25 protein-coding genes are annotated in these 24355 nt (G+C 66.3%); 8 read left to right on the top strand and 17 right to left on the bottom strand.

The annotated features are described in order from the left end of the window. Positions 1-68 precede the first annotated feature (68 nt). Entirely contained in the window at positions 69-848 is a 780-nt protein-coding gene (locus tag IFR23_RS05315; RefSeq protein ID WP_192974968.1) for a glutathione S-transferase family protein, read from the bottom strand. Here IFR23_RS05315 and IFR23_RS05310 point away from each other — a divergent pair. After that, on the top strand, positions 831-995 hold the full coding sequence (locus IFR23_RS05310; protein WP_192975042.1) for a hypothetical protein: 165 nt from the start codon (positions 831-833) through the stop codon (positions 993-995). The two genes, IFR23_RS05315 and IFR23_RS05310, sit on opposite strands and share 18 nt — an antisense overlap. 26 nt (positions 996-1021) lie before the next feature. Here IFR23_RS05310 and IFR23_RS05305 read toward each other — a convergent pair whose 3' ends face one another. The 12 genes from IFR23_RS05305 to IFR23_RS05250 form a co-directional block, all read right to left on the bottom strand. After that, entirely contained in the window at positions 1022-2461 is a 1440-nt protein-coding gene (locus IFR23_RS05305) for a TolC family protein (RefSeq protein WP_192974967.1), read from the bottom strand. Continuing rightward, positions 2458-3537: an efflux RND transporter periplasmic adaptor subunit gene (locus tag IFR23_RS05300; protein WP_192974966.1), complete on the bottom strand. Its 1080-nt coding sequence runs from the start codon at positions 3535-3537 to the stop codon at positions 2458-2460. Before IFR23_RS05300 ends, IFR23_RS05305 begins: the two co-directional genes overlap by 4 nt. Continuing rightward, positions 3521-5212, bottom strand: coding sequence for an ABC transporter ATP-binding protein (locus IFR23_RS05295; protein WP_192974965.1), 1692 nt, complete (start codon positions 5210-5212; stop codon positions 3521-3523). Before IFR23_RS05295 ends, IFR23_RS05300 begins: the two co-directional genes overlap by 17 nt. Positions 5213-5306: 94 nt before the next feature. Continuing rightward, positions 5307-6242, bottom strand: a complete 936-nt coding sequence (locus tag IFR23_RS05290) for a hydrogen peroxide-inducible genes activator (RefSeq protein WP_244655455.1) — start codon at positions 6240-6242, stop codon at positions 5307-5309. Between the two features lie 123 nt (positions 6243-6365). Continuing rightward, positions 6366-7076 (bottom strand): carbonic anhydrase, encoded by a 711-nt coding sequence (locus tag IFR23_RS05285; protein WP_107964107.1) that lies wholly within the window; start codon positions 7074-7076, stop codon positions 6366-6368. Between the two features lie 26 nt (positions 7077-7102). Then, positions 7103-7768, bottom strand: a complete 666-nt coding sequence (locus IFR23_RS05280; RefSeq protein ID WP_192974964.1) for a DUF2490 domain-containing protein — start codon at positions 7766-7768, stop codon at positions 7103-7105. Positions 7769-7966: 198 nt separating this feature from the next. Further along, positions 7967-8878, bottom strand: a complete 912-nt coding sequence (locus IFR23_RS05275; protein ID WP_192974963.1) for a hydrogen peroxide-inducible genes activator — start codon at positions 8876-8878, stop codon at positions 7967-7969. Between the two features lie 286 nt (positions 8879-9164). Then, entirely contained in the window at positions 9165-10043 is an 879-nt protein-coding gene (locus IFR23_RS05270; protein WP_192239408.1) for a hypothetical protein, read from the bottom strand. Between the two features lie 54 nt (positions 10044-10097). Then, positions 10098-10283 carry a hypothetical protein gene (locus IFR23_RS05265; protein WP_192239409.1) on the bottom strand — a complete coding sequence of 62 codons (186 nt, stop codon included), beginning with the start codon at positions 10281-10283 and terminating at the stop codon, positions 10098-10100. Continuing rightward, entirely contained in the window at positions 10280-11809 is a 1530-nt protein-coding gene (locus tag IFR23_RS05260) for a PAS domain S-box protein (protein WP_192974962.1), read from the bottom strand. Before IFR23_RS05260 ends, IFR23_RS05265 begins: the two co-directional genes overlap by 4 nt. Before the next feature lie 18 nt (positions 11810-11827). Continuing rightward, on the bottom strand, positions 11828-12193 hold the full coding sequence (locus IFR23_RS05255; protein ID WP_192974961.1) for a CsbD family protein: 366 nt from the start codon (positions 12191-12193) through the stop codon (positions 11828-11830). Between the two features lie 37 nt (positions 12194-12230). Beyond that, the gene (locus IFR23_RS05250; RefSeq protein WP_107964100.1) at positions 12231-12560 is read right to left on the bottom strand and encodes a hypothetical protein; all 330 of its coding nucleotides are present in this window, start codon (positions 12558-12560) and stop codon (positions 12231-12233) included. Positions 12561-13099: 539 nt separating this feature from the next. Here IFR23_RS05250 and IFR23_RS05245 point away from each other — a divergent pair. Genes IFR23_RS05245 through IFR23_RS05235 form a run of 3 tightly spaced genes read left to right on the top strand, consistent with a single transcriptional unit; the run spans position 13100 to position 15701 of the window. Continuing rightward, a complete protein-coding gene (locus IFR23_RS05245) occupies positions 13100-14854 on the top strand; it encodes a tryptophan-rich sensory protein (protein ID WP_192974960.1) in 1755 nt (584 codons plus the stop codon). Further along, positions 14851-15210 (top strand): DCC1-like thiol-disulfide oxidoreductase family protein, encoded by a 360-nt coding sequence (locus IFR23_RS05240; protein ID WP_192974959.1) that lies wholly within the window; start codon positions 14851-14853, stop codon positions 15208-15210. Before IFR23_RS05245 ends, IFR23_RS05240 begins: the two co-directional genes overlap by 4 nt. After that, a complete protein-coding gene (locus IFR23_RS05235; RefSeq protein ID WP_192974958.1) occupies positions 15207-15701 on the top strand; it encodes a DUF427 domain-containing protein in 495 nt (164 codons plus the stop codon). Before IFR23_RS05240 ends, IFR23_RS05235 begins: the two co-directional genes overlap by 4 nt. A 36-nt stretch (positions 15702-15737) precedes the next feature. Here IFR23_RS05235 and IFR23_RS05230 read toward each other — a convergent pair whose 3' ends face one another. Together IFR23_RS05230 and IFR23_RS05225 are read right to left on the bottom strand one after the other, a co-directional pair. After that, a complete protein-coding gene (locus IFR23_RS05230) occupies positions 15738-18110 on the bottom strand; it encodes a bifunctional diguanylate cyclase/phosphodiesterase (RefSeq protein WP_192974957.1) in 2373 nt (790 codons plus the stop codon). Beyond that, the gene (locus IFR23_RS05225) at positions 18107-18706 is read right to left on the bottom strand and encodes a methylamine utilization protein (protein WP_244655454.1); all 600 of its coding nucleotides are present in this window, start codon (positions 18704-18706) and stop codon (positions 18107-18109) included. The genes IFR23_RS05230 and IFR23_RS05225 overlap by 4 nt, the downstream gene beginning before the upstream one ends. A gap of 177 nt (positions 18707-18883) precedes the next feature. Here IFR23_RS05225 and IFR23_RS05220 point away from each other — a divergent pair, with 177 nt between their 5' ends. The 4 genes from IFR23_RS05220 (at position 18884) to IFR23_RS05205 (ending at position 21722) form a co-directional block, all read left to right on the top strand. Then, on the top strand, positions 18884-19735 hold the full coding sequence (locus IFR23_RS05220) for a DUF3034 family protein (protein WP_342344874.1): 852 nt from the start codon (positions 18884-18886) through the stop codon (positions 19733-19735). A 4-nt stretch (positions 19736-19739) separates the two neighbouring features. Continuing rightward, positions 19740-20213, top strand: a complete 474-nt coding sequence (locus IFR23_RS05215; RefSeq protein ID WP_192974956.1) for a group I truncated hemoglobin — start codon at positions 19740-19742, stop codon at positions 20211-20213. 299 nt (positions 20214-20512) lie between these two features. After that, on the top strand, positions 20513-20665 hold the full coding sequence (locus IFR23_RS05210; protein ID WP_192974955.1) for a hypothetical protein: 153 nt from the start codon (positions 20513-20515) through the stop codon (positions 20663-20665). A gap of 40 nt (positions 20666-20705) precedes the next feature. After that, complete coding sequence (locus tag IFR23_RS05205) at positions 20706-21722, top strand: polysaccharide pyruvyl transferase family protein (protein WP_192239419.1); 1017 nt, start codon at positions 20706-20708, stop codon at positions 21720-21722. A gap of 152 nt (positions 21723-21874) precedes the next feature. On the opposite strand, the gene IFR23_RS05200 is transcribed toward IFR23_RS05205, so the two are convergent. Together IFR23_RS05200 and IFR23_RS05195 are read right to left on the bottom strand one after the other, a co-directional pair. Next, on the bottom strand, positions 21875-23371 hold the full coding sequence (locus IFR23_RS05200) for a lipopolysaccharide biosynthesis protein (RefSeq protein WP_192974954.1): 1497 nt from the start codon (positions 23369-23371) through the stop codon (positions 21875-21877). Further along, entirely contained in the window at positions 23368-24348 is a 981-nt protein-coding gene (locus tag IFR23_RS05195; protein WP_192974953.1) for a glycosyltransferase family 2 protein, read from the bottom strand. Before IFR23_RS05195 ends, IFR23_RS05200 begins: the two co-directional genes overlap by 4 nt. Positions 24349-24355: the final 7 nt, after the last annotated feature.

The raw sequence follows: 24355 nt of genomic DNA, 5'->3' as shown, positions 1-24355 counted from the left end.
TGAACGGGCCCTCGAATTGCGTCACGCCAATTTCAAGGGGGCGCAATCGAGCAGCATGGCCCGCAGCGTCAACCCGGCCAGGAAAAGCGGATCGTGTCGTCGCGCAGTCCAGCGCGCACCACATCGATCCCGCCCGAGCGAACCATCCACTCGAGCCGGTGATCGCGGTATTCGCGTCGTCGCCCGCCGGTCCGATAATGGTCCGCAGCGTCAGCCATCGCGGACGCCGCCTCTTCGAACTCCGAGAACGTCGCAGCAACCGACGAACGCTCGCGGATCCGGGCTAGCCAACGCGCGAGCGGCGTGTCGGAGGCAGGGCCCATGCCGTAATGGGCGGAGCGGTTGACCATTGGTGCCGCTGCGGCGTCGGCCCACCCAAACCGCTCGCCGCCGAACCAGTCGGCATCGCCGAGGCGTTCGGCGAGCCAAGTCTGCAGCGTTGCCGTGTCACGGGCGGCGGCGGCCTTGAGGCGTCCGGCAAGATCGCCCTCGGCACGCCGGAACCAGAGAAGTTCGCCGAAGCCCCAGTTCACGGCCTCATATTGCGTGTCGCAAACCTCCTCGGTCGTCCTCGCGGCGGCCCGCGCCAGCGCACCGACCGGCAACAGCGATGGCTCGGGCCAACGCTCCTCGATGTATTCGAGGATTACCGTGGAATCGAAGATCGCGTCGTTACCGTCGATCAGGACCGGCACCTCTCCGCGCGGATTGGCGGCAGCGAAGGGGGTATCGCGCCTTCCGGTACCGAAATCGTCAGGTAGCAACCGCTCGAACGCGACGCCTTTCTCGCGCAAAGCGATCTTCACTTTTTGCGCGTAGGAGGAAAGCGGGTGATCGTAGAGTATCATGCACGTGCCTTCGTCAGCAGCTGGAACGGCCTAAGGTACCGGCGGCGCGCTGTCGAGCTAGCCGCCGCCGTGATGTTCGCTGATCCCGACGACGTCGAGCAGGACCGTTATCCGGTCGGAGTTTCGCTGGCTGCCGACTACGAATGATGATTGCCGCGGTGTGGCGTGGCTGATCAATTTTCCAGGCGCAACGCCGCACGATCGGCGGTGGCTGCGGCGAGTTCTGCGCGGGCCGATGCGATCCGGGCCTGTGCATCGATCAGTCGCACGCGGGCGTCGGTCGCGGTTTCCTCGCGTTGGTTGACGAGGAAGAAATCGCCCGAGCCCAGCTCGAAGCGACGTCGTTCGGCGACCGCAAGGCGATCGGCCAGGCGGCACTCCTCGTCCGCGATAGCCGCCAGGCGTTCGGTGGCATCGACCGCGATGACGATCCCGTCGACCTCGACGGCGATCTGATCGCGCAGGAAGCGACTGCGTTGGCCGAGCGCGTCGATCTCGGCCCGTGCCTCGGCGACACGGCCCTTGGCGGCGCGGTTCTGCAAGGGCACGCTGAAGCGGAACCCGACCGTGGCTTCGAGCGGCGTACGGCTCGGGCCGCCGAGACCGACGGCACCGAGGTCCTTGCCGACGTCGCCGCGCAGATCGAGCCGCGGCGAAAGATCGTTCTCGGCCAGCATCAGCTTTGCGGTCGACTGGTCGATCCGGGTCAGGATCGCGCGATAGTCCGGACGCGCAACGGGGGCCTTGATCGGGGACGCCGCCGCCAGACCTGCCAACGGTGTCGTGTCCGGCGGCAATCGCTCGGTCGATACGAGCAGCGGTGCGCCGTTGTCGTCGCGCAGATATAGCGACAACGCGTTGGCCGCGCTCGCGATATCCTGCTCGGCGCGAACGACGAGGGCGCGACGCCGGACGAAATTCTGGTCGTTCTCGGTGAGCAATATCTCGGGCCGGGCGCCGAGCGTGACCAAGCGGCCGATGGCGCCGCGGCGACGTTCCGCGAGATCCAGCAATTCGCGGTAGGCGCGCAGTCGCAATCCGGCCGCGACCCAGCCCTGATAGGCGTCGACCGCGCGCCGCTGCACGCCGATCGCGACCATCTCGCCCTCGAACCGGGCGACGTCGATATCGGCGCCGGCAAGGGTGCGGCGCGTACGGCGTTCGTCGACGACACGGTCGCGCAGCAGCGCGAACAGCGCGCCGACCTTCGCCTCGCCGGCGCGGTTGGTATAGGCCTGGTCCTCATAGACGGGGAACGTGCCCCGCGATGCGCGGTAATTGCCGTAGAGATACCCGCCATTGCCGGTCAGCGGGCGCGTTGCGCGACCTTCGACGACGGTACCGTCATAGTAGCCGGCCACGCGCGACTTGCCGTCGACATCGAACACGGTGTCGAACGCGCCCTCGGCTGACAGCGATCGGCCCTCCGCCTGGCGGACGCGGGCCAGCGCCTCGACGATCTGCGGCGCGGAGCGGGCGGACGATCGCAGCACCTCGTCGAGCGTCAATGGCGTGACCACGCCGGGAGAAGCGACCTGCGTGCTGGACAGTGTCTGAGCGCTCGCCGCCACGGGGCACAAGGCGATGACCGAGCACAGGAGGAACCGGATCATTTCTTCGCTCCCTCCTCGTCGCCGGCCTTCGAGGCAGCAGCCTTCGCATCGTCCTTCGCCGGCGCGGCGGGACGGCGACCGAACTCCAGCGGGAAGTCGTTGAGCTGGCGCCAAAGTTCGTAACCGACCAGGACCGTCTCGCCCTGCACCCAGCCGCGGACCTTGCCGCCGGGACGTGCGAACTCACGCGCGGGCCAGGCCGGCTTGCCCGGTTGCGGTTCGACCAGGATGCGGAACAGCCCGTCGACCGCGGCATTGGGATCGATCGTGCGGACGCGGCCGTCGAACATGCCCTGCGCCACCGACGGCCAGCCGCTGAACTGGATCGCGGGCCAGCCTTCGAATTCGAGCCGCACCGGTCGTCCGGTCCGGAGCAGCGGCACGTCGCGTCCGTCGACGAACAGCTCGACCGCGCGCTCGATGCGCTCGGGTGCGATCACCGCCAGCACCGTACCAGGCGACACCATCGCGCCCCCGGTTGCGGCGTTGAGCTGCTGGACACGTCCCTCGCGCGGGGCGCGGACCATCTGCACGGACTGGCGATTGAGCTGGATGTCGATCCGGTTGAGCTTGGCGCGCGCCTCGGCGAGCTTGGCGCCGGCATCGGCGACCTTGATCTGCGTCTGCTCATAGTCGCGCCGCGCGGCCAACCCTTCGGCGAACAACTGCGCCGTCCGCGATACGTCGATCCCGGCGACCGCGCGGCTCTGCTGGATCGCGGCGATCTCCGCCTGGACCTGCGCTCGCTCGGCACCGAGGCGGGACAGCAGGTCGGGATCGAGATCGACGACACGCGCGATCGGATCGCCCTTGGCGACATGCTGGCCATCATGGACATACCAGCGCTCGACGCGGCCCGGCACGAACGCGGTGACCTGCTGCTGCCGATCGTCGGGATCGAGCGCGACGACCTGGCCCGTCCCGCTCGCGGTCTGCACCCAGGGAACCAGCGCCATGATCGCCCCCGCGGTCGCGACGCCGATCGTGAGCATCCAGGCCAGCGTCCTCGCCACCCGGGGTGGCCGCATCCTGCCCAGCGTGGGGAAATGTGCGGAACGATCAGGCGTGTACGGCATCGGTCGCCTCCTTCCGCGTGGCCGCGATCAGCGCCTCGCGCGTGTCGAACCGCCGCTGTCGACGGGGATCGAGCTGGAACCAGCCATCGAGGCTGATGTCCTCGGGCCTGCCGGTGCAGAGCAGCGTCGTGGTCTGCGCCGCCTTCAACTGGCGTAGCACATTGACGAGCCGGTCGGTGGGCACGAGATCGAACAGTTCGGACAGCATCAGCACGCGCGGGCGCACGAGCAGCGCCTTTGCCAGCTTCAACGCGATGACCTCGGCGATCGACAGCGGAAATCCCGATGCCGCCAGCGGCGTATCGAGCCCGAGCGGCAGCCGCGCGATGGCGTTGCGCAGACCGACCATGGTGAGCGCCTCGAGCACCGCGCCGGGTACCGAAACGTCGTTTGCCAGCGTCAGATATTCGCGGATCGTGACTTCGACGATGGTCGGACGATCGAGCACCATGATCTCGGATCGCAGTCGATAGGTGTCGAACGTCGCCATGTCGGCACCGCCGACGGTGACCAGACCGCGCTCGGGAACGAGGTGGCGCTTCAACACCATCGCCAGCAACCGCTCGGCACTGCCGTCGGACAATGTGACGAGCTGCTCGCCCGCCGCCAGCGCGAAGTCGAAGCAGGCATGCTCGATCTCGACCCCCGCGAGCTGCACGGCGCCATCGACGGGGGCCGCGCCCGCCTTGGCGACCGTGGGCTCCTGCGGAATCGCGAACAGCAGCGACAGCTCCTCGGCACTCGCCACCAGATCGTACAGCGTGTCGAGATACCAGCCGAGCTGCGACACGCCGTAGAACACGCCGCTCAGGATCAGCTCCGCCGCGACCAGCTGGCCGATCGACAGTTCGCCGCGCAGGATGAGGTTTCCGCCGAGCGCGAGCAGTGCCGCGCTGGCAAAGGCATAAAGCAGCAGGAACGCGACCGTCTGGGCGAAGCTGTAGCGGAAGTAGCGACGGTGCCGCTCGACATAGGTCGCGGTGACGGCGTCCGAACGGTCCATCGCGAAATCGAGATGGCGGCTGGATTTGTAGAAGCCGTTCGACGCGCCGAGGCTTTCCAGCCACCGCGCGGCATCATGCTTGGCGTGGCTGAGCGCGACCGCGGACCGGATCGATCCACGGGACCAGAGCAGCCAGATCGCCAGCACCAGCACCACCAGCAGCGCGTTGAACGCGAGGAAGAACGGATGGTAGAAACTGGTGACGACGAGCCCGACGACAGATTGCAGCAGGATCGTGAACCCGCCGATGATGAGGCTCGGCACGGCCTTCTGCACCACGACGAGATCGAAATAGCGGTTGAACAGATCGCCGCGGTTCTGATCGGCAAAGAACGGGTTCTGGGCATGGATCGCACGCGTCGTCACCTCGGACACGACGCGCGCGAAGGCGTGCCGCTCGAACAACGCCATGATCCAGAACCGCATCGCGCTGAGGCCGGCGACGAACAGCAACAGCAGCAGCAGCAACCCCGCCAGCGTCCAGAGCGGCGCCGGCAGCGCCGTGTTGGCGACGTTGTTGATCAGCAGCTGGACCGAGATCGGGGTCGCCAGCGACAGGAGGCTGATCGCTACGCCGTAGACCGCGGCAAGCCGCAGATACGGCATGTCCGGCCCGACGATCTGCCCGAGCCATTCGCTTGCCTCGCGCCAGCCGATCCGTTCGTGTGCCACTTGCATCATCCAGCGTCGTTGCAGAGACGCATAGGGTCGACGATCGGCGCTATTGGTACAATATTGCGCAGGCTATACTGACGATAGGATTATCCTATGGGCCCACGGCTCGCAGCATGTCCGCGATCAGCCGATAGGCAGGTGAGCGGCCTGCCCCGACGCGCCACAACAGCCCGATCTCGCGGTAATAGCGTCCGCCCTTGATCGGTCGGACGATCACGTCGTCGCCGTCACGCACCTCCTGCCGGACATAGAGTTCGGGCAACAACGCCAGACCCATCCCCATGCCGGCCATCTGCCGAATGGCGTCGAGGCTCGTGCCTTCATAGTCGTTCAGCATGATGCCGCCGACGTCGGCAGCGATTTCGGCGACTTGTTCTGCCAGCCGGTACTCGGGAACCAGCGTCAGCAGGTTCTGGCCGCGAAGATCGGCCGGTTCGATGGCGGACTTGGCGGACAGGGGATGATCGGTCGCCATCGCCAGCCAGAGCGCCTCGCGAAACAGGCGTTCGGTATGCAACGCCCGCCCCGCGACGGGCAGCTGAAGCAGGATCAGATCGTGATCGCCGGCGACGAGCCCGCTCGTCAGCGTCGACGGCAGCCCCTCGCGGATGTGCACGCGCAACGTCGGATGTTCGCGGTGCAGTCGCGCAACAAGGCTTGGCAGCAGGTACGCGCCCAGCGTCGGCGACACGCCAAGCCGGATCGTCCCGACGAGCGCATCCGCCGACGCCGCCCGCATCTCCTCCAGGTCCGTCACGTCGAGCAGGATGCGCCTTGCCCGCTCCAGCGCCTCGCGCCCGAGCGGGGTGAGCAGCGCCGGACCGCCACGCTCGAACAGCGGCGCCCCGATCACCAGCTCGAGGCCGCGGATCTGCTGCGACAGCGACGGCTGCGATATCCCCATGCGCTCGGCGGCGCGGGTGAAGCTTCCGGTCTCGGCGAGCGCGACGAAGTAGCTGAGCTGGCGGGTCGTGGTGCGCGGGCGGTGCATGCCCCACGCTATCGCGCCACCGATCGTGAGACGCATCCTAATTCGTCCTGTCTGGGGGCCGCGGGCCCCGTCATGTCGTGCCCTTCGACTCCACTCAGGAGAGCCTCGTTCCGGCATGACGGGGCGAGTTCGGAGATGTCGTGACCCGGACGATCCGTCCTAGAGCCAGCGCACCGCACCGGTCGCCAGGCTGTAGACCGCTCCGACGACCTTCAGCTTCCCCTGACGCTGGGGTTCGAGCAGCATCGGCTCCGAATAGTTCTGCAGCCGATCGACCATGCGGCGGACATTCTCGTCGATCGTACGGTTCAGCAGCGTCTCGTTCGTCGCGCCGGCGCGCCGTGCAACCAGAACCGAGGGAATGATCGGTTCGATCATGCGCCCGATGCTGCCCGGCAGCCGGACATCCTTGTTCACGACATCCACCGCGGCCGCGACGGCGCCGCATTTCTCGTGCCCCAGCACCACCACCAGCGGCACGCCGAGCGCCGTGACCGAATATTCGATCGAGCCCATGCCCGCAGTATCGACATTGTTGCCGGCGGTGCGGACGATGAACAATTCGCCGAGACCCGCACCGAACAGCTGTTCGGGGCCGACGCGCGAGTCCGAGCAGCCGACGAGCGTCGCGAACGGCTGCTGGCCCTCGGCGAGTGCGAGACGCCGGGCGCGCGACAGGTCGGACTTGACCGGCCGATCCGCGACGAATCCTGCATTGCCGTCCTTCAGCCGTCGTAACGCCGCGTCGGGGGTAAGCTGGGGAGTGGCCGATACGATCGGATCAGCCGCGCCGGCAGAGGTCGCCGTCGTTGCGGCGGCAATCGATGCAAGCGTGCCGGTGGTCAGAATGTCACGTCGGGAAATGGTCATGGATCGTCCTTTCAGGTGAGGGAACTTCAGAATCGGGCAACCAGGGTGATCTGCGCGATATGGTTGGGTCCAGGCCGGTCGCGGCCGACCAGCGTCTGGTTGAGATAGCCGATCTCGGTCGACAGGCCGGGCTTCAGGGGGATGCCGACACCGGCGAAGGTGCGGACCTGATCGAGCCCGGAGCGGACACCCCAGCGCGTGTCGGCAAGTTCGAAGAAGACTTCGCTCGTCACGATGGCGGACGGCGCGCCGGGCTTGCCCAGCGGCATCACACCGCGCAGCATCTGTCGTGCCCGCCACGACGTCCCGCTCGCATTCTCGCGCCACCGCTGTTCGGTCCGCGTCCGTCCGATCAGCCGCAGCTTCGGGGACGAATGCAGCGTGACGAGCAGCTGCTGCCAGGTGCGATGCTCGGTCGATGATGCACGATCGTCGACCGGCGTATTGCGAAAGACCGCATAGCCTCCGTAGATCGAGAGATCGGGCGATGGCTCCCAGCCAAGCCCGAGCCGCAGGTTGCGTTGCCCGAGGTGCCCGATGTCATCGATGACCCGGATCTGCCCTTCGGCCCACACCCCGAGCTGCCCCCGGACGGTTCCGCTTGCGAGGAAGCCGCCCCATGCCTGGACATCGCTCTGCGCCAGCGCGGGGGTTGCCCCGAGACAGGTGACCATCAGGGCGGACAGCTTCATTATTGTCGCGAACTGCGGCGGAGGACCTCGCTGATCCTTCAGACGCTTGCGTGATACGGCCACGAAGTCTCTCCTTCCATTCGCGAGCGTGCCACCTGATCGGGGCGTTGCTCGCAGGATTGAAATGGCCGTTTCGGTATCTTCGCGCCAATCGATAGTTAAGGCGCTTTTCGATAGGCTGAGGCTATCGGAATGATGTCAGCGACAGGTGTCCATGATCCGCGTCGCGCTGTCGGACATGCGGGCGGCGATCATCGCATACAGCGCGCCGTTTGCCGCGTTCTCACGCCAGCTGGCTGCGATCATCCGGTGACCGTTCCAGCCATCGGGTCGCAGAATTCGGATCCCCGCGTCGCCACCCACTTCAGAACACATGTAAAGCTTCGGTAGGATCGCAAGTCCCAGACCCGTCGCTGCCATCTGCCGAAGACTATCGAGGCTGGTGCCTTCATAGTCGCGTAACAGAACCATGCCGTATCGCTCGCACAGGATCATGCCCTGTCGGTGAAGGTGATGCCGCGGATCGAGGCTCAGTACTTCGGCGCCACGTAGATCCTCCGCCGTCACCTGGCTGCGCTGCGCCAACCGGTGGAGCGGCGATGCAACGAGCACCAGATCTTCGCGGAACAGCGGCTCGATCGAGAGTGCGTCACCGTGAATCGGTAGCGGACCCAGGATCATGTCGAGCTTGCCGCGCGCAAGTTCGAGCGTTTGTTCGTCAGGAATGCCTTCTCGAATATAGAGCCGCAATCCGGGATGATCGCGCGTCAGGTCGGCAATGACGCCAGGTAAGAGATACGGCCCAAGCGTCGGCGTCACCCCGAACCGGATCGTCCCGATGGCGCTATCGCGGGAGGACGATGCGAGATCACAGATATCCTGTCGTTCTACCAGAAGCTTGCGAGCACGGTCTGCGATATCCCGCCCGATCGGCGTCAACTGTGCTCCGGCCAACTGACGCTCGACTAACGTGATGCCGAGTTCCGTTTCGAGCACGCGAAGCTGCTGGCTCAATGTTGGTTGGGAAACATGCACGGCTGCGGCAGCGCGGCGGAAATTCTGGGCGTCGGCGATCGCCACGAGATATTCCAGCTGACGAAAAGTTGGCATGCCGGCTCCCGCTCATGTGCTGGGAAATGTTTAGATGCCGGCAGCAGGCGTGTCACTTCCACAGACCGAACATTCCATCTTCGGGCAACCGCACGCAAGCGTAACGGCTGCTGCCGCGAAGCCGGGCCGGCCGGGGCTACGGACTTCACTAGGTATGTAGTCGCACGTCTGAATGGTCCGGATCGGCCAGCGAAGCTCGTACAAAACGATGAAGGGCGCCAACCCGTCGACCGGGTAGCGCCCTCCTTTCGGTATCGAAACCAGTCGTTATCGAAATCGGTCGATATCAGACCCGACGACGAGCAGCCGCGGTGGCGCCGAAGCCAGCGGCGGCAGCGCCGATCAGCAGGGCGATCACGACCATGAACGACGTCCCGGCAGCTGCACCGGCGGCGGTGTCTGTCGCGGACTTCGCGGTTGCGATCGTCTCGTTCTTGGTCTTCACGAACTGCGCCTTGGCACGCGTAACCTGAGCCTGAGCCTCAGGACGGCTGATCTTGCGCTGGGCAGCGACGATGTCGACAATACGGCTTTCCGCGCGGACGCCATCCTGGCCACCACGGGCAAGGGCCGGCAGTTCCTGGGCGATTTCCTTCTGGGCCTGTTCCGGCGTCATCTGGGCGGGATCCGACGGTGCGGTCGACAGATAGGCCGAAGCCTCGTCGCGTACGTCGGTCACGTCGACGTTGGCGACGTCGGCAACCTTGGGTGCTGCTGCACCGATGCCGCTACCGGCTGCGGTCGCGACCGAACCGACGGTGCGGAAGGCGCCGCCGATGATTCCGCCGACGGCTGATGTCAGCAGGTACAGCGTGAGGATCAGCGTGACACCCCAGACGACCAGACCGTGGACCAGACCGTCGAACCGGTCCTGCACGCCGGCCACGCGTGCTGCGGCATAACCGCCTGCACCGAGTGCGATCACCGTGGTGATGATCCAGTAGATCCCCGCACCAATGCCGAACCCAGCCGCGCCGGGGGTAGTGCCTTCGACGGGATCGACGAGGCTGAGGCCGATGCCGGTGCCGAGGATGCCCAGCACGAGCTGGATCGCGATCGCAAGCACGACGCCTGCAAAGATCGCGCCCCAGGATACGCGCGTCGGGGTCTTCGCATAGCGAACGTCATCGACCGGCAGGACGCCGGGCGTCAGATGGGTAGCCATAATCACTCCTGTTTATTCGTAAGGGAATTTCTGAAACGCTGTCGGCGGACCGGGTCAGTCCTTGCCATCGCTATCGATCGGCGGATCGATCGGGTGTTCGGACTTCGCCTGTCGGGCGCCGGCCTTGCTTTCGCTGAGGCCCTGCTTTTCGACCGCGGTGTCGCCGATGATCTTGCCGATGGCCTCCTGCACGGAGCCCTTGGCCCGACGGGTCCGCGCCTCGTCCGACTTGCTCGTCATGCTGCTGCGTCCTTCAAAGTTGGGCCGCCGCGCTGCGGTATCGGCATGGAATCGCCGTCGAACCCGCGGGCGCGCGCCCAGGCAGCGGCGGCGTTGCGGCGGTTGACGCCGATCTTGGCGTAGATCCGTGCGACGTGGTTGCGCACCGTGTTGCCGGTCACGTCCAGCGTCCGCGCGATCGACTTGTCGTCGAGCCCGCGACAGATCAGAGCGAGGACTTCGCGCTCGCGCTGCGTCAGCTCGTCGAGACCGACGCCCGCCGGTTCGGCATCCGGCGTGCGGATGCGCGCGAGCTTTTCCATGATCGACCGGCTGAGCCAGCTCGTGTCCTTCATCACCGCTTCGATCGCGTTGACGAGTTCGCGTTCGGACGCCTTGCGGACGCTGATGTCGCGCATCGCCCACAGGACGCAGGCCTCGTCGCCCAACCGGATCGGTTCGGCCGACACGATGCAGTCGAGGACGTGGCCCTCTTTCGACCGGATCCGGACCTCGCGGTCGCGGATGGGATGGCCAGCCTCGATATCCGCTTCGATCGCCTGGCGAAGGGCAGGGGTCTCCCACAGCTCGACATCGCCGAGCGGACGACCGACGATCTCGGAGGAATATCCGGTCAGCCCGGTGAAGGCCTCGTTCACGTCGCACAGGCGGTGGCCATCCAGCGCACCGATCGCCAGCGCGACCGGCGCAAGGGAGAAGGTCCGCATGAACCGTTCTTCGCTATGCCGCAGCGCGGTCTCGGCTTTGCGGCGCGGTTCGAGATCGGCGAAGGTGAACAGCATGCAGGACTGATCGCCGATGTCGATCGGCTGACCGGCGACGATGACGAGCTTGGTACTGCCATCCGGCAGACCGAGCTCGGCTTCCATCTGCGGAATCGTGCGTCCTTCTGCCAGTCGCCCCTTGGCCAGATCGCGCTGTTCGGCGCGTTCCAGCACGTCGATATCGTACACCGTCCGCGACAGGATCGTCTCGCGATCATGCCCGGTCATGTCGATGAAGCCCTGATTGACCTTCACGAAACGAAGATCGCACAGACGACAGATCACGGCCGGTGCGGGGTTCGCGTTGAACGACTGTTCGAAACGATCCTCCGCCTCGAACCGCGCCGAAACGTCCTGGATCACCATGACCAGGCATTCCGGTTCGTCCGCATCGTTGGTCAGGACGAGGCTGCGCACCTGATGAACCCAGCGCGGTTCCTCCTCGCCCGCCACGGCGACCTCGACCACGACTTCCGAAAACGCCTCGCCGGACACCACGCGCTCGATGGGATAGTCCGCATCGGTCAGCTTGTGGTTGTTGCGATAGCGCAGCTGGAAACGCTGGCGATACTCGTCGACATCGGTCCCGAGTTCCTCGACGGATGCGACCCCGTGCATCCCGAGCGCCGCATCATTGGCCCACAGGATACTCTGGTCGGGGTCGACCAGTATGACGCCTTCGTCGAGCCCCGCGATGATCTGGCGCAGGTGGCGCAGATCGGCGGAGTCGCGAAGCGACTTGAGGGCCGGAGCCGATGCCACGATCTCAGTCGTCCCGGATCAGCTGCGCTGGCCGTGGACGAGCCAGGCGATGCCATAGCCGATCGCCGCCGCACCCAACGCCCAGAGGACGGGGGCGTCCTGCGCCGATGCCTGGGCGGAACGTGCGCCGCGCTTTGCCGCCTCGGCTGCGCGCTCGGCAGCGTCGCGAGCATCGCTGCCGATCTTGTCGGCGAGTTCGGGCGCACCGTCGACGACGTCTTCGATTGCCGACTTCGCGCGCCCGTACAGGTTCTGGGCGCCACCAGCCACCTGATCGACCACGCCGTCGACCTGCCAGTCGCGGCTGTTCACGGTGTCACCGACGGCCTTCTCGACCTTGCCACCGACATAGCGGGCGCCGCCCTGGAATTCGTCTTTGTTCATTGGTCTGTCCTGTTCGAAAGAGGAAAAGCTCGGATCGTCACGGCAGTACGCCGCACCCGGCAGCGGCCTTGCCCACTTCAAGCGCGATCGCAGGATCCTTGAGCTGCGCCGCGACGCGGACGAGGTCGGATGCGGTCAATACCCCCGGTGTGGTATCGCCCTGCCGATACGCCGCGGCGGCCTTGCCGAGGCGCTGTAACTGGCCCAGCGACAGGTTCGCCTGAAGCCGGCCGCCTACGCAATCGGCGCGGCTTTCATCCAGGCCATAGCGCTGAAGGCCGGTCGAGATCCGGGTCGCCGGAGCGGCGCAACCGACGGTGATCGTCAGCAGGGCTATCGCCCCACCGTTTGCGAGAATGCGTTTCAAGGATGATACCCCGCCTACCGGCCGAAGCGACGTTGCAATCGGACCGGACGCATAAGGCGTGAGGTAACCACTTGGTTCCTGGTAGTTTTGTGTAAGGCGCCTGGGTCTTATGTACTATTTTGGGACAGCGATCTGGTTGCGTACATCTTGGCGAACCGGCGATGTAGCATCCGTGTAGAGCTGTCGCTGGCGATTTCGGCACGCTGTTCGTGCCATGCCGCCCGTCCCCGAAAATAGGTCCGGTCGTCGTCGCTATCGCCCGTAAAAATCGTCTCGGCTTCGTCCGTCACGGCGATAGCTCCCATGTGATCTAGCGGCATTCGTTATGCCAATACGGGGCATTGCGCGTGATCAGAAATATCCAGTCGTACAGGTAGAAATGTCAGAACGTTGCGACCGGTAAAACTACTCGCGGGACCATCCATTGCAGCGATGCTCGCCCGGACAGGACCGGTTCGAACCGAATTTGCGTGCCGGGTCGGATGCGCGGCGACCTTAACGCGGCCTCGGCCGTTGTGCGGTGCAGAGGAGAGCGTTTCATGTCCCGCCAAATTCTGATCACCGGTGCGAGCGTTGCCGGAAATACCGCGGCGTGGTGGCTGGGTCGCGCCGGTTTCGACGTGACGGTGGTCGAACGCGCGTCCGGGTTTCGCGATGGTGGTCAGAACATCGATGTACGCGGATCGGGTCGCGAGGTGCTGCGGCGGATGGGGCTGGAGCAGGCGGCACTCGACGCGGGCACCGGTGAAGAGGGCACCGCCTGGGTGGACAGCGATGGCAGGATCGTGGCGCAGTTCCTGACGGCGGAGATGGAGGCGGATGGGCCGACCGCGGAGATGGAGATCCTGCGCGGCGATCTTGCGCGGCTGCTCTACGAACCTGCGGCGGAACACGCGGCGTATCGTTTCGGCGACAGCGTGACCGCGATGGAGCAGACCGACGAGGCGGCGTTCGTTACCTTCGCCAGCGGCAGCACGGAGCGGTACGACGCGGTCATCGTCGCCGAAGGCGTCGGTTCGGCCACGCGCGGGCTTGTCTTTCCGAACGAGAACGCGCCGCGCTGGATGGATCTCACGATCGCCTATTGCACGATCCCGCGGGCGTACGGCGACGATCGGCTGTGGCGCTGGTACAACGCGACCGAGGGACGCAGCGTGTCGCTGCGTCCCGACCGTCATGGTACTACGCGTGCGATGCTGTCGGTGCAGCAGCCACCTGGTGACGAGCAGGATTGGAGCACGGCGCGCCAGAAGGCTTGGCTTCGCGAACGCTTCACCGACGCCGGCTGGCAATCCGCGCGCGTGCTCGATGGCATGGACGCGACCGACGACTTTTACTTCGATGTGTTGCGGCAGGTGCGGATGACGCGGTGGTCGAAGGGCAGGGTCGTGTTGACCGGCGACGCCGCGTGGTGCGCTACGCCGATCGCGGGCATCGGAACGACGCTGGCGATCACTGGCGCCTATGTGCTCGCTGCCGAGATGGCGCGGAGCGAGGATGTCGCCACCGCCTTCGCCGCCTACGAACAGGCGATGCGGCCGATGGTGGACGATGCGCAGGGCGTCCCCAAGATCGCGCCACGACTGATGAATCCGCATAGCCGGCTGGGTATTCGTCTGCTGCACGGTGTGTTGGGCATGGCGAGCCGGCCGGCCGTTCGCGGGACGGTGGGCAAGCTGTTCGGTGGTCGGTCGAAGGCGCCAGACCTGTCTCGCTATGTCGACGCGACGGCGGATGTGCCAGCCGGCATTGCGGCAAGCCGTGCGCAGCCCTCCAGCGCTGCGCCATCGCCAGGTGGGCTGTCGCCGCTGTTGGCGCTTGGCGCGGTCGGTGTGGTGCTGGGCGCGAGCGCGATCGTCGGACGGCGCAATGCGCCCGATCCGTCGCATCCCGGGATCCGTCGTTGGTATCGCCGGCTCGACAAACCGGGCTTCACGCCGCCCGATGCGGCATTCGGGGCGGTCTGGCCGGTGCTGGAAACCGGTCTTGCGGTCGGCGGCTATCGGTTGTTGCGGCAGCCATCGGGCGCGACCCGCAATGCAGCGGTAGGGCTCTGGCTGCTGAACACCGCCATGGTCGGCGGCTGGACGCAGTTGTTCTTCCGCGAAAAGCGCCTCGGGACGAGTGCGGTCGTATCGGGCGCCATGGTCGCCTCCAGCGCAGCCTATGTCGCGACCGCCGCCAAGGTGGACAAGCCGGCCGCGGCGGTCGGCCTGCCGTTCGTTGCGTGGCTCGGCTTTGCGACCTTGCTCGCCGAACGCATCTGGCGCGACAATCCGGACCAAGGGAAGTGACGCGCGTCACCGTCTGGCACGACGGCAATTGCCCGCTCTGTCGCCGCGAGATCGCGATCATGCGACGGCTGGACCGGCGTGGCAGGATCGATTTCATCGACGCGACCGGTGCGGACGATTGTCCGATCGATCGCGCCGCGTTGCTCGCGCGCTTCCATGCGATGGAGGACGGGCGTCTTCTGTCCGGAGCCGCTGCGTTTGCCGCGATGTGGCGCGCGATTCCCGTGCTTCGGCCGATCGGTCTGCTCGCGCGGTATCGCCCCGTACTCGACCTGCTGGAGCGCGCGTATCTGCGCTTTCTGAAGGTGCGTCCGCGCCTGCAACGCTGGTTGGGCAAACACGAGGCGAAGGCATGAGGCCGAAGCCGGATCCGGTCGCGCCCGGACAGGAGAGCGTCTGGCACTATCCCCGGCCGGCGATTGCCGAGGCAAGCCAGCGCCGCATCGTCATCGAGCATGCCGGTATCGTCGTTGTCGATACCTCCGCGGCGGTACGCACGATCGAAACGAGCCATCCGCCGAGCTGGTACGTCCCGCCGGACGCGATCGCGCAGGGACTGCTCCGTCGATCGACGCGTCGCTCGTTCTGCGAATGGAAGGGCGAGGCGCGATACTGGAACGTCGAGATCGGCGGACGCACCTTCACCGACGTCGCGTGGAGCTATCCCGATCCCACGCCGGCCTTCGCCATCCTGCGCGATCACGTCGCCTTCTATGCGGGACCTTTCGATCGCTGCTCGGTCGATGGCGAGCGCGTGCGACCGCAGCCTGGCGGCTTTTATGGCGGGTGGATCACGTCCGACCTCGCCGGTCCGTTTAAGGGTGTGTCGGGCAGTATGAGTTGGTAAGCCGGTAGCAGGCCATCGACCGCAATCGCCGCGTCGTCAGGCTGCCTTGAGCATCACCCGGCCGAGCAATCCGGCGATATGCTGACTCTCGACGGGTCTGCTGAACAGATAGCCCTGGATATTGCCGCAGCCTTCGTCGCGCAGCCGTTCGAGCTGGTCGATATCCTCTACGCCTTCGGCTGTGGTTTCCATGTGGAGTGCGGTGGCAAGATCGACGATCGCGCGGACGATTGCCGCCGCGCTCGGATCGCATGCTACGCCGGTGACGAACGAGCGGTCGATCTTGATCTTGTCGAACGGGAAGCTGCGCAGATAGCTCAGCGACGAATAGCCCGTGCCGAAGTCGTCGAGCGCAACGCGGATGCCCATTTCGCGCAGCCGGTGGAGCAACGCGACGACCGGCGCCTCGCCCTCGAGGAATATCGATTCGGTGATCTCGATCTCGAGCCGGTCGGGCGACAGGCCACTGTTGGCGAGCGCTTGCAACACGATGGCCTGGAACCCCGCGTTGCGGAACTGCAGCGGCGAAACGTTGACCGCGACGCGGACGTGGTCGGGCCAGTGCACGGCCTCGCGACATGCCTCGTGCAGCACCCAGGCGCCGATCGCCACGATCAGCCCGGTTTCCTCGGCGATCGGGATGAACGCGAGCGGTGGCACCAGGCCGCGGGTCGGATGATGCCAGCGCAGCAACGCCTCGAACCCGCCGATCCGGTTCGCCTTCAGATCGAAGACCGGCTGGTAGTTGAGCACGAACTGTCCGTCCCGGATCGCATCGCGCAGATCGAGTTCGACCTGGTGACGCTCGCGCGCGGCGGCGTCGAGCGCGGGTTCGAAGAACCGGAACACGCCGCGCCCGTCTTCCTTGGCGCGGTACAGCGCGAGATCGGCGTTCTTGAGCAGTTCGTCCGCGGTGTCGCCGTCGGCCGGACCGATCGCGATGCCGATGCTGATACCGGTCGCGATCAGATGGTCTTCGGCCTCGACGGGGTCGCGCAGTGCGTCGAGCAACGCCTGCGCCAGCGCACGAGGCCGATCGGGTTCGCACGGACCCGACAGGATAATCGCATATTCGTCGCCGCCGAGCCGTGCGACGAGCCCGTCGGGGGCCACGTCCGCCAGCCGCCGGCCGACCGCGGCGAGCAACGCGTCGCCGATCGGATGACCGAGCGTATCGTTGATTCCCTTGAACCGATCGAGATCGAGACACAGCACCGCGACCGTCCCGCCGCCGTGCGCCAGCCCATGCCGGCCGACCTGCGAGATCGCCTGGTCGAGGGCCTCGCGGAAATAGATGCGGTTGGGCAGGCTGGTCAGCGGATCGTGGAACGCGAGATGGCTGATCCGGTTCTCGCGGTCGACGATACCCGCCGCCATCCGGTTGAAGCTGGCGGCAAGCCGTCCGATCTCGTCGGTACCTTCGACGATCGCCGGCACGCGGCTGCCTTGTTCGAGGGCCTTGGCGGCGGTGTCGAGCGCGGCGATCGGCTTGGCGATGCTCCGCGCGAGCCGGCTGCTGCCGAACAGTACGAGCAGCAACCCGACAAGTCCTGCGAGCGCGATGCCGCCCTGCAACGGCAGATAAGGCGCGAGCGCGGCATCGAGCGGATAGCGGATGAGAATCGCGGCCTGTGGCTTGCGCCCCGTACCGGCCAGCGGCTTGGCGAGGGCGAACGCCCGCCCGGCGGCGAGATCGAGCGTCGCCAGCGCGCGTCCGGACAGGGACCGCTCGACCAGCGCATCGATCGCGCGCGAGCTCCGGATGGATCGATCGGTCGCCTGCCAATGCCCCGTTGCATCGCGCTGCATCATGGTTGCGATCAGCGGGATCGACGACAGGCGTTCGAGCGCACGCATCTCCGCCGCGTCGAGCCGTACCGCAAAGACCACCCAGCCGATCCGGGTCGGCGCCATGACCGGCGACAGCACCAGCCGGTAGACGTCGCCGCCGACCGCGACGACCGCGTCGTTGCGCCCCTCGGGAACCACGAACGGAAACGATGCCACCGCCGATTCGAGTGCGCCGGAGGGGCCCGTGACCTGCCCGTCATTGTCGACCACATAGGCTGCCGATACCGATGCCCGGGTCGCCAGGTTGGCGAGCGCCGAAGCGATCGTCGGCCGATCGCCGCTCGCCACCGCCGCCCGAAATCCGAAATCGCGCGCGAGCACGTCGGCCGAGCTCGACAGGGATTGCGCGCGTAACGCCCAGAGCCGGTCGTATACGCTGCCGCTGGTGGTGAGTTCGGCCCGGACGGAGTCGCGCGCGTGATTGCCGATCATCACCTGAGCCACGACCGCCAGCAGCACCAGCGCGAGCACGAACAACCCCGCATACAGCACCGACAGCTTCGTTCGGAGGCGCTTGAACCGCGGGCGTGCGGCCCGGATCTTCGTCAGATCCATCATCGGTGCAGCGCGAAGATCGTCGCCAGCCCGGAGGATCCGACGGTCACGGGCTGCGACGCGGTGCTGCCCGGCGCACGGATCGAGGGGTGCCACACGCGCACCGTCGCGCCCCCCACCGGCACGCCGTCGATCGTCACATGCCCCGCGCCGTCGGTCAGCGCCGCAAAGGGCGTCGCGGTGACGTAGACGAAACCGTTCATCGCATCGTGGATATTGCAGCCGAGCGGCACGATACCGGGTTTGTCGAAAACCACCGTCCGCGCATCTTCGCGACCATAGAGCTTCAGGTCGAACTTCTTCGCCTTCGAGAAGGAATAGACATGGTGCCGTACCTTGTCGCGGTTCGGAAAGCCGACCGTCGCGCCGACCGGTACGATCAGGACGTGCGGCTGGAACGCGATGTCGCGCTGCTCCACATTATAGGGTCCGCGCACCGTTGCCGCGGGGGCCTTGGGCGTTTCGATCGTGACGACCGCACCGGCCAGCGGTTTACCGTCGACCGCGCGGATATCGATCGAGACGGTCGCGGCAGACCCGGTCGAGGGTAGGCCGAGGCCCAGGAAAGCGAGAACGAACGGAAAGACGCGGTACACCATGCCAGCGAGGTTAACGCCTCGCGCTTTCGAACTCGTGAAGACGTTGTTTACCCACGAGAAACCATTTCGGGTCCATTAAACGTTCAAATTCGATGTTTCCGGCCTCGCCGCGAGCATCCCCCGAAACCGGTCATCGACCCGACATTGTGTAGACCTCCGATACGCCGATCGACTGCCTTGATTCCCCTGCTCGGCGCACTCGCGTTGTCGCCCGCATCCGCGCAGGACGGACGTGCGGGTGGCAAGCTGATGCTGACCAACGGCGTCACGACGATCGAGGGGAGCTCGGGCGGGGGCATCTCGACCTGGGCGCTGATTGCCGGCAACGAAACCACAGACGGCGTCGGCGGATCGCTGCACGTCTCCGGCATCGTCCTCCCGGACTTCCGCTTCGCAAGCTACGGTGCAGCGGTCGGCCTCGAGGATCGCCTCGAGCTGAGCTATGCACGCCAGTCGCTTGATACACGCGCGGTTGGCGGCAGGCTCGGCATCGGTCGCGGCACCACGCTCGATCAGGACGTGTTCGGTGCAAAAGTGCGGCTGGCGGGCGATGCGGTTTATGGCAGCCCCTATTTGCCGCAGATCGCGGTCGGGATGCAGTACAAGCACAACCTCGATGCGCCGATCGCCGCCGCGGTCGGTGCGCGACACGCCAGCGGTACCGATTTCTACATAGCCGCAACTAAACTGTTGCTGCGCCAGAGCATCCTGGTCGGCGCGACCGCCCGCTATACCAAGGCCAACCAGAACGGCCTGCTCGGCTTCGGCGGCGATGCTGGCAAGGCTCGCACGCTCCAGTGCGAAGCGACGCTCGGGTATCAAGTCTCGCGGCGATTGTTGGTCGGCGGCGAATACCGCTCCAAGCCTGACAATCTCCGTTTCGCCAGGGAGGACGATTGGGCAACCGCCTATGCCGCCTACGCGATCAGCAAGAACCTGACCGCGACCGCGGCGTATGTCGACCTGGGTTCGATCGCGACCGCGGATCGCCAACGCGGCGGCTTCCTGTCGCTCCAGGCGGCATTCTGAGGACATGACGATGCTTTCGTTCCTGGTGGCACTGCTGCAAGTCACGCCCGCGCTGGCCGGGGAAGACCCGGTCGCGCCCTATATCATGCGTGATACCCATGCCGGTGCTCGCCCCGCCAGGGAAACGGTCCTGCTGGAGGCGTTCCACGGTCGCGCAGGGATTGACCGCGTCGTCGACGACCTCGTCACGACGAGCCAGGCGGACCCGCGCATCGGTGACATCTTCAAGGGGCAGGACATGGTCCGCCTGCGCCGTACGCTGAAGGAGCAGTTCTGTTATCTGCTGGCCGGCGGCTGCAGCTATTCGGGCCGCGACATGGCGACCGCGCACAAGGATCTGGGGATCCAGGCAAAGGACATGAACGCGCTCGTCGAAAACCTCCAGGCTGCGATGACCCGCGAGCACGTCGCGTTCCGCGCGCAGAACGCCTTGCTCGCCAAGCTCGCGCCGATGAAACGCGATGTCGTCACCCGCTAGCGGGCGAGCAGGGATAGGCTTGTCGTCAGGCCTCGGTCAGCGCGCGGTGGCGTCGATCTGAATCCGAGCGTGGCGGAAGCGGCATCGATCTCGGCGATGGAGACGTCGCCGATGTTGCCATGCACCATGCTTCAGCGCGATCGCAGCGAGAACGGCCATACTCCTGGCGCGCCGTCCCGTTCGACGCTGGCTGGTCAAAAACCGCCATAATCTGGGATAAGCCCGAATGGTGCACGGTGCGTCTCGATCCGCGAGCGAGACCGCTTGCGTGGAAGATCATGTTGCGGTGCAATAGAGCAATGACAGACGTGCTCGCTCCCGCCGCGACGGTAACGCGGACGCTGCATCATTTTGCGCGCGCAGCGGCTGCATCCCGCCACATTCCCAATCTCGGTCGGTTCGCCGATCGGGACACCGGGCGCAAACGCGTGTCGAGCCGCATCGCTTTCTAGCCGCATCGCTTTCTAGCCAACGACTGAGACAGGAACACAGATGCAGATCGTCTACTACAAGGATGCCGTCGGCAATTTCGGCGATGACCTGAACGAACTGATCTGGCCCCGGGTCTTGCCCGACGACGTGCGCGCGGCGCCCGATACCGTGCTGGTGGGCATCGGCAGCCTGCTCGACGAGGCACGGTTTCGCGATGTCGTGACGGTCGACAAGCGCGTGTTCGTGCTCGGATCGGGCGCGGCGTATGGCCGGTTGCCCGACGATTACGCGCGCTGGACCTATTGCGCGGTCCGCGGGCCGTTGACCGCCACGGTGATCGGCCGTCCCGAAGCCGCGGTGACCGACAGCGCGGCGTTGCTCGCCAAGCTTCCCGATCTGGTGCCGCGGTCCGCAAACCCCGACGAGATCCTGTTCATGCCGCATCACCGGACGCTGGTGAACAGTCGCTGGCAGGCGGCCGCCGAGCAGGCGGGGATGACCTTCGTCGATCCGCAATGGACGCCCGACCGAATCCTCGCCTGTTACGGCCGCGCCAAGCTGGTCGTGACCGAGGCGATGCACGGCGCGATCGTCGCGGATACGCTGCGTATCCCGTGGATCCCGGTGATGATCTCGCCCGAGGTCAGCATCTTCAAATGGCGCGATTGGGCAGGGTCGCTCGATCTCGCCTACCGGCCGGTGGCACTGCCCCCGACCGCGCGACTGGAGGCTTTCCGCTACGATCGCATCAGCCGCCTGACTCAGGCGGGCGGGCGCAGCGTCGCGCATACCGATTCAGCCAGCGTCGACGACGCGGCGCTGATCGCCGATTTCCAGGACCGGTTCCGCGAGGAGCCTGCGGTGATCGGCGCGGTCGCGGCACCGGGCGCGATCAAGGCGTTGCTGAAGACGGCGGCGACGCGGTTCGACGGCCGTCGGCTGGCAGACGCGAGCCGTGCCTTGAAGGCGGCGGCCACGGGGCAGAGCTATCTCAGCAAGGATGCGATCTTCGCCGAGCGCCTCGGCCAGCTCGAGCACGCCGTCGAGGGGCTGATCGCGGACGTGCGCGCAGGCTAACGAGAAGCTAGTTCTGGAATCCTCCCCCGCCAGGGGGAGGTGGCTGGCGCTTGCCAGACGGAGGGGGAGGAAAGGAACAACCTCGGTTCCGTGTCCTCCCCCTCCGTCACCTTCGGCGCCACCTCCCCCTGGCGAGGGAGGATCGTTCGCTTTCAGCGCTTCGCCAACCTCCGAACGATCCCGCCGGCCTTCGACAACTGGGCCCGACCATTCGGGAACAACGCCAGCGCACCGATGAAGAGCGCGTAGGCAAGGATACCGGCAACCGCGAGCATCGGCAGGCTGCTCCAGATCGGTTCGCGTGCCGCCAGCGCCAGCAACCCGCCGGTGATCGCCGTCGCGAACGCGATCGGGATCGCCAGCTGGATCGCATCGGCGCGCGTCACCGGACCACTGCGCGTGACCGCCCACCACATCATCGGGATCTGCACCAGCGCGCTGGAGATCGCGGCGGACATGGCGATGCCCTTGGGCCCCCAGAAGATGCCGATCAGATAGCCGATGATGATCGCCGCCGATCCCAGCCCGCCCCATTTGAGCTGTTCCTTGGCACGCCCCTGGCTGACGAACAGCCAGGATGCGGCCTGGCGCAACTGGAGCGTCAGCGCGGCGCCGCCGAGCCACGCGAACGTCGGCACGACGTCCAGCCACCGCTCGCCGAGCAGGACGACGATGACCGGTTTCGCAAACACGATCGCGCACAGGATTCCGGGCGTCGTGAGCGTCAGGACGCCGCCGAGCATTGCGAGGTATGCGCTGCGATAGCCGGCGTCGTCCCCCGCCAGCCGCGACAGCAACGGCACAGCGACCCGCGCGGCAGGCGCGGTCATCTGCCATAGCGGCTGGAACATCAGCTTGTACGCGCGATCGTAGATTCCGAGCGGACCCGCGCCGAACCGCGCGCCGATCAGGATATTGCCGAGGTTGGTGATCAGATAGCCGAGCAGATTATAGCCGGTCACGGTGCCGCCGAAGCGCAGCAAATGGAGCGCATCGCGCGAGATCCCCGGCCGCGACGGTCGCCACCGCGAGAAGACGCAGGCGAGAATCAGCGTGGCGAGACCGTTGGTGATCTGCATCGCGACGAGCGACCAATAGCCGAACCCGGCAAGCGCGCCGCCGACACCGACGATGACGCCCGCGACGAGCGCGCCAACCTCGATCATCGCGATCGCGCCGAACTGCATGCGGCGGTTGAGCAGCGCGAGATGCTGTGCGGCGAGGCTCGACAGCAGCAGCGCTGCGGACATCGCCATCATCACCGGCGTCACCGCGGGGGTGGCGTAGAATATCGCGGCAAGAGGCGCGGCGGCGACCGCGAGGCCGGCGAGGCAAAAGCCGATCAGGACGTTGAGCCAGAACAGGCTCGACAATTCGGTCTGGTTGATCGTCGGCCGCTGGATAGTGGCCGCGGAGAGACCGAGGTCGGTCATGAGCAAGGCGGCGGCGACCAGCGGGCCGACCATCGCCAGCAACCCGAAGTCGGTCGGCAACAGCAGGCGCGCGAGCGCGACCTGGCTGCCGAATTGCAGCACGAACTTGCTGCCCTGGCCGCCCATGGTGATGACCGCGCCCATCGCCGACCGGCGCTTCAGCGCGGATGAATCGCCTTCCGGGGAGAATTCGGGTGGCATTGCGATATCGGTCATCGAGCCGCCGCCTTCTTGTAGCCGCCCTGCAACGCCTTGCGCAGGATCAGCGGCAACTGACGCGCGCCCTCCTGCGCGACGAGCAGCGTGCTGTCGGTGCTGGCGAACAGATAGCCGAGCGCGCGTTGCGGGCGGCGTGCCTTCAGCTCGTCGGTGAAACCGCGATAATAATAGCAGCGGTCGACGGTACGAAGATGCTGACGGAGAAGGGCGGCCAGCGGACCGTCTCCCGTCGCCTGCGCCTCGGCGAGCAGCGCGCGCTGGCGGCGGCGCAGGGCGTCGAGATCGCCGGTCGTCTGGATCTGCGTCAGCGAATCCGGGCGGACCAGATACCGATAAAAGGGTTCGGGATGCAGCCACCACCGCGCCCCCGCACGCAGGCACGCGACATACAGCGCGAAATCCTCCGCGAACCGGACATTCTCGTCGTAGCGCAGGTTGTGTCGCGTCAGGAAATCGCGCCGCATCAGCGGTTTGAGAAAGCCGTAATTGGTGCGCGGTGCTTCCGGCGCGGAGATGTTGCGGGCGATGAATTCCCGCAGGTCGATCGGGCAGGGCGCGGTCAGCGCGCCGGGCTCAAGCATCGGCTGCTCGGACCCGTCCACCTGATCGACGAGCAGCAGATTGTCCGCGACCATGTCGGCGTTCTTCGCTTCGCCGAGCGCGATCAACGCCGCGAGCCTGCCGGGCATGAAGGCGTCGTCCGCGTCGAGCAGCGCGATCCATGTGCCGCGCGCAGCGCCGATCCCGGCATTGCGCGCGACCGATGGCCCGCCGTTGCGCGGCAGTGCGAGCAGCGACACGCGCGCATCGCTGCGGGCGATCTCGGCGACGATCGCGGCGGTGTTATCGGTCGACCGGTCATCGACCACGATGATCTCCAGATCGCACCCCTTTTGCTGCATTGCAGAAGCGATCGTCGCCTGGATATACTGCTCGGCATTATAGGCCGGAATGATGACGCTGGCCTGGATCATACGGGTT

It is taken from the genome of Sphingomonas sp. CFBP 13603 (assembly GCF_014892665.1).
In the GTDB taxonomy this organism is placed as follows: domain Bacteria; phylum Pseudomonadota; class Alphaproteobacteria; order Sphingomonadales; family Sphingomonadaceae; genus Sphingomonas.
The sequence above is the reverse complement of the archived record's forward strand: the minus strand, read 5'-3'. Positions and strand labels throughout refer to the sequence as shown.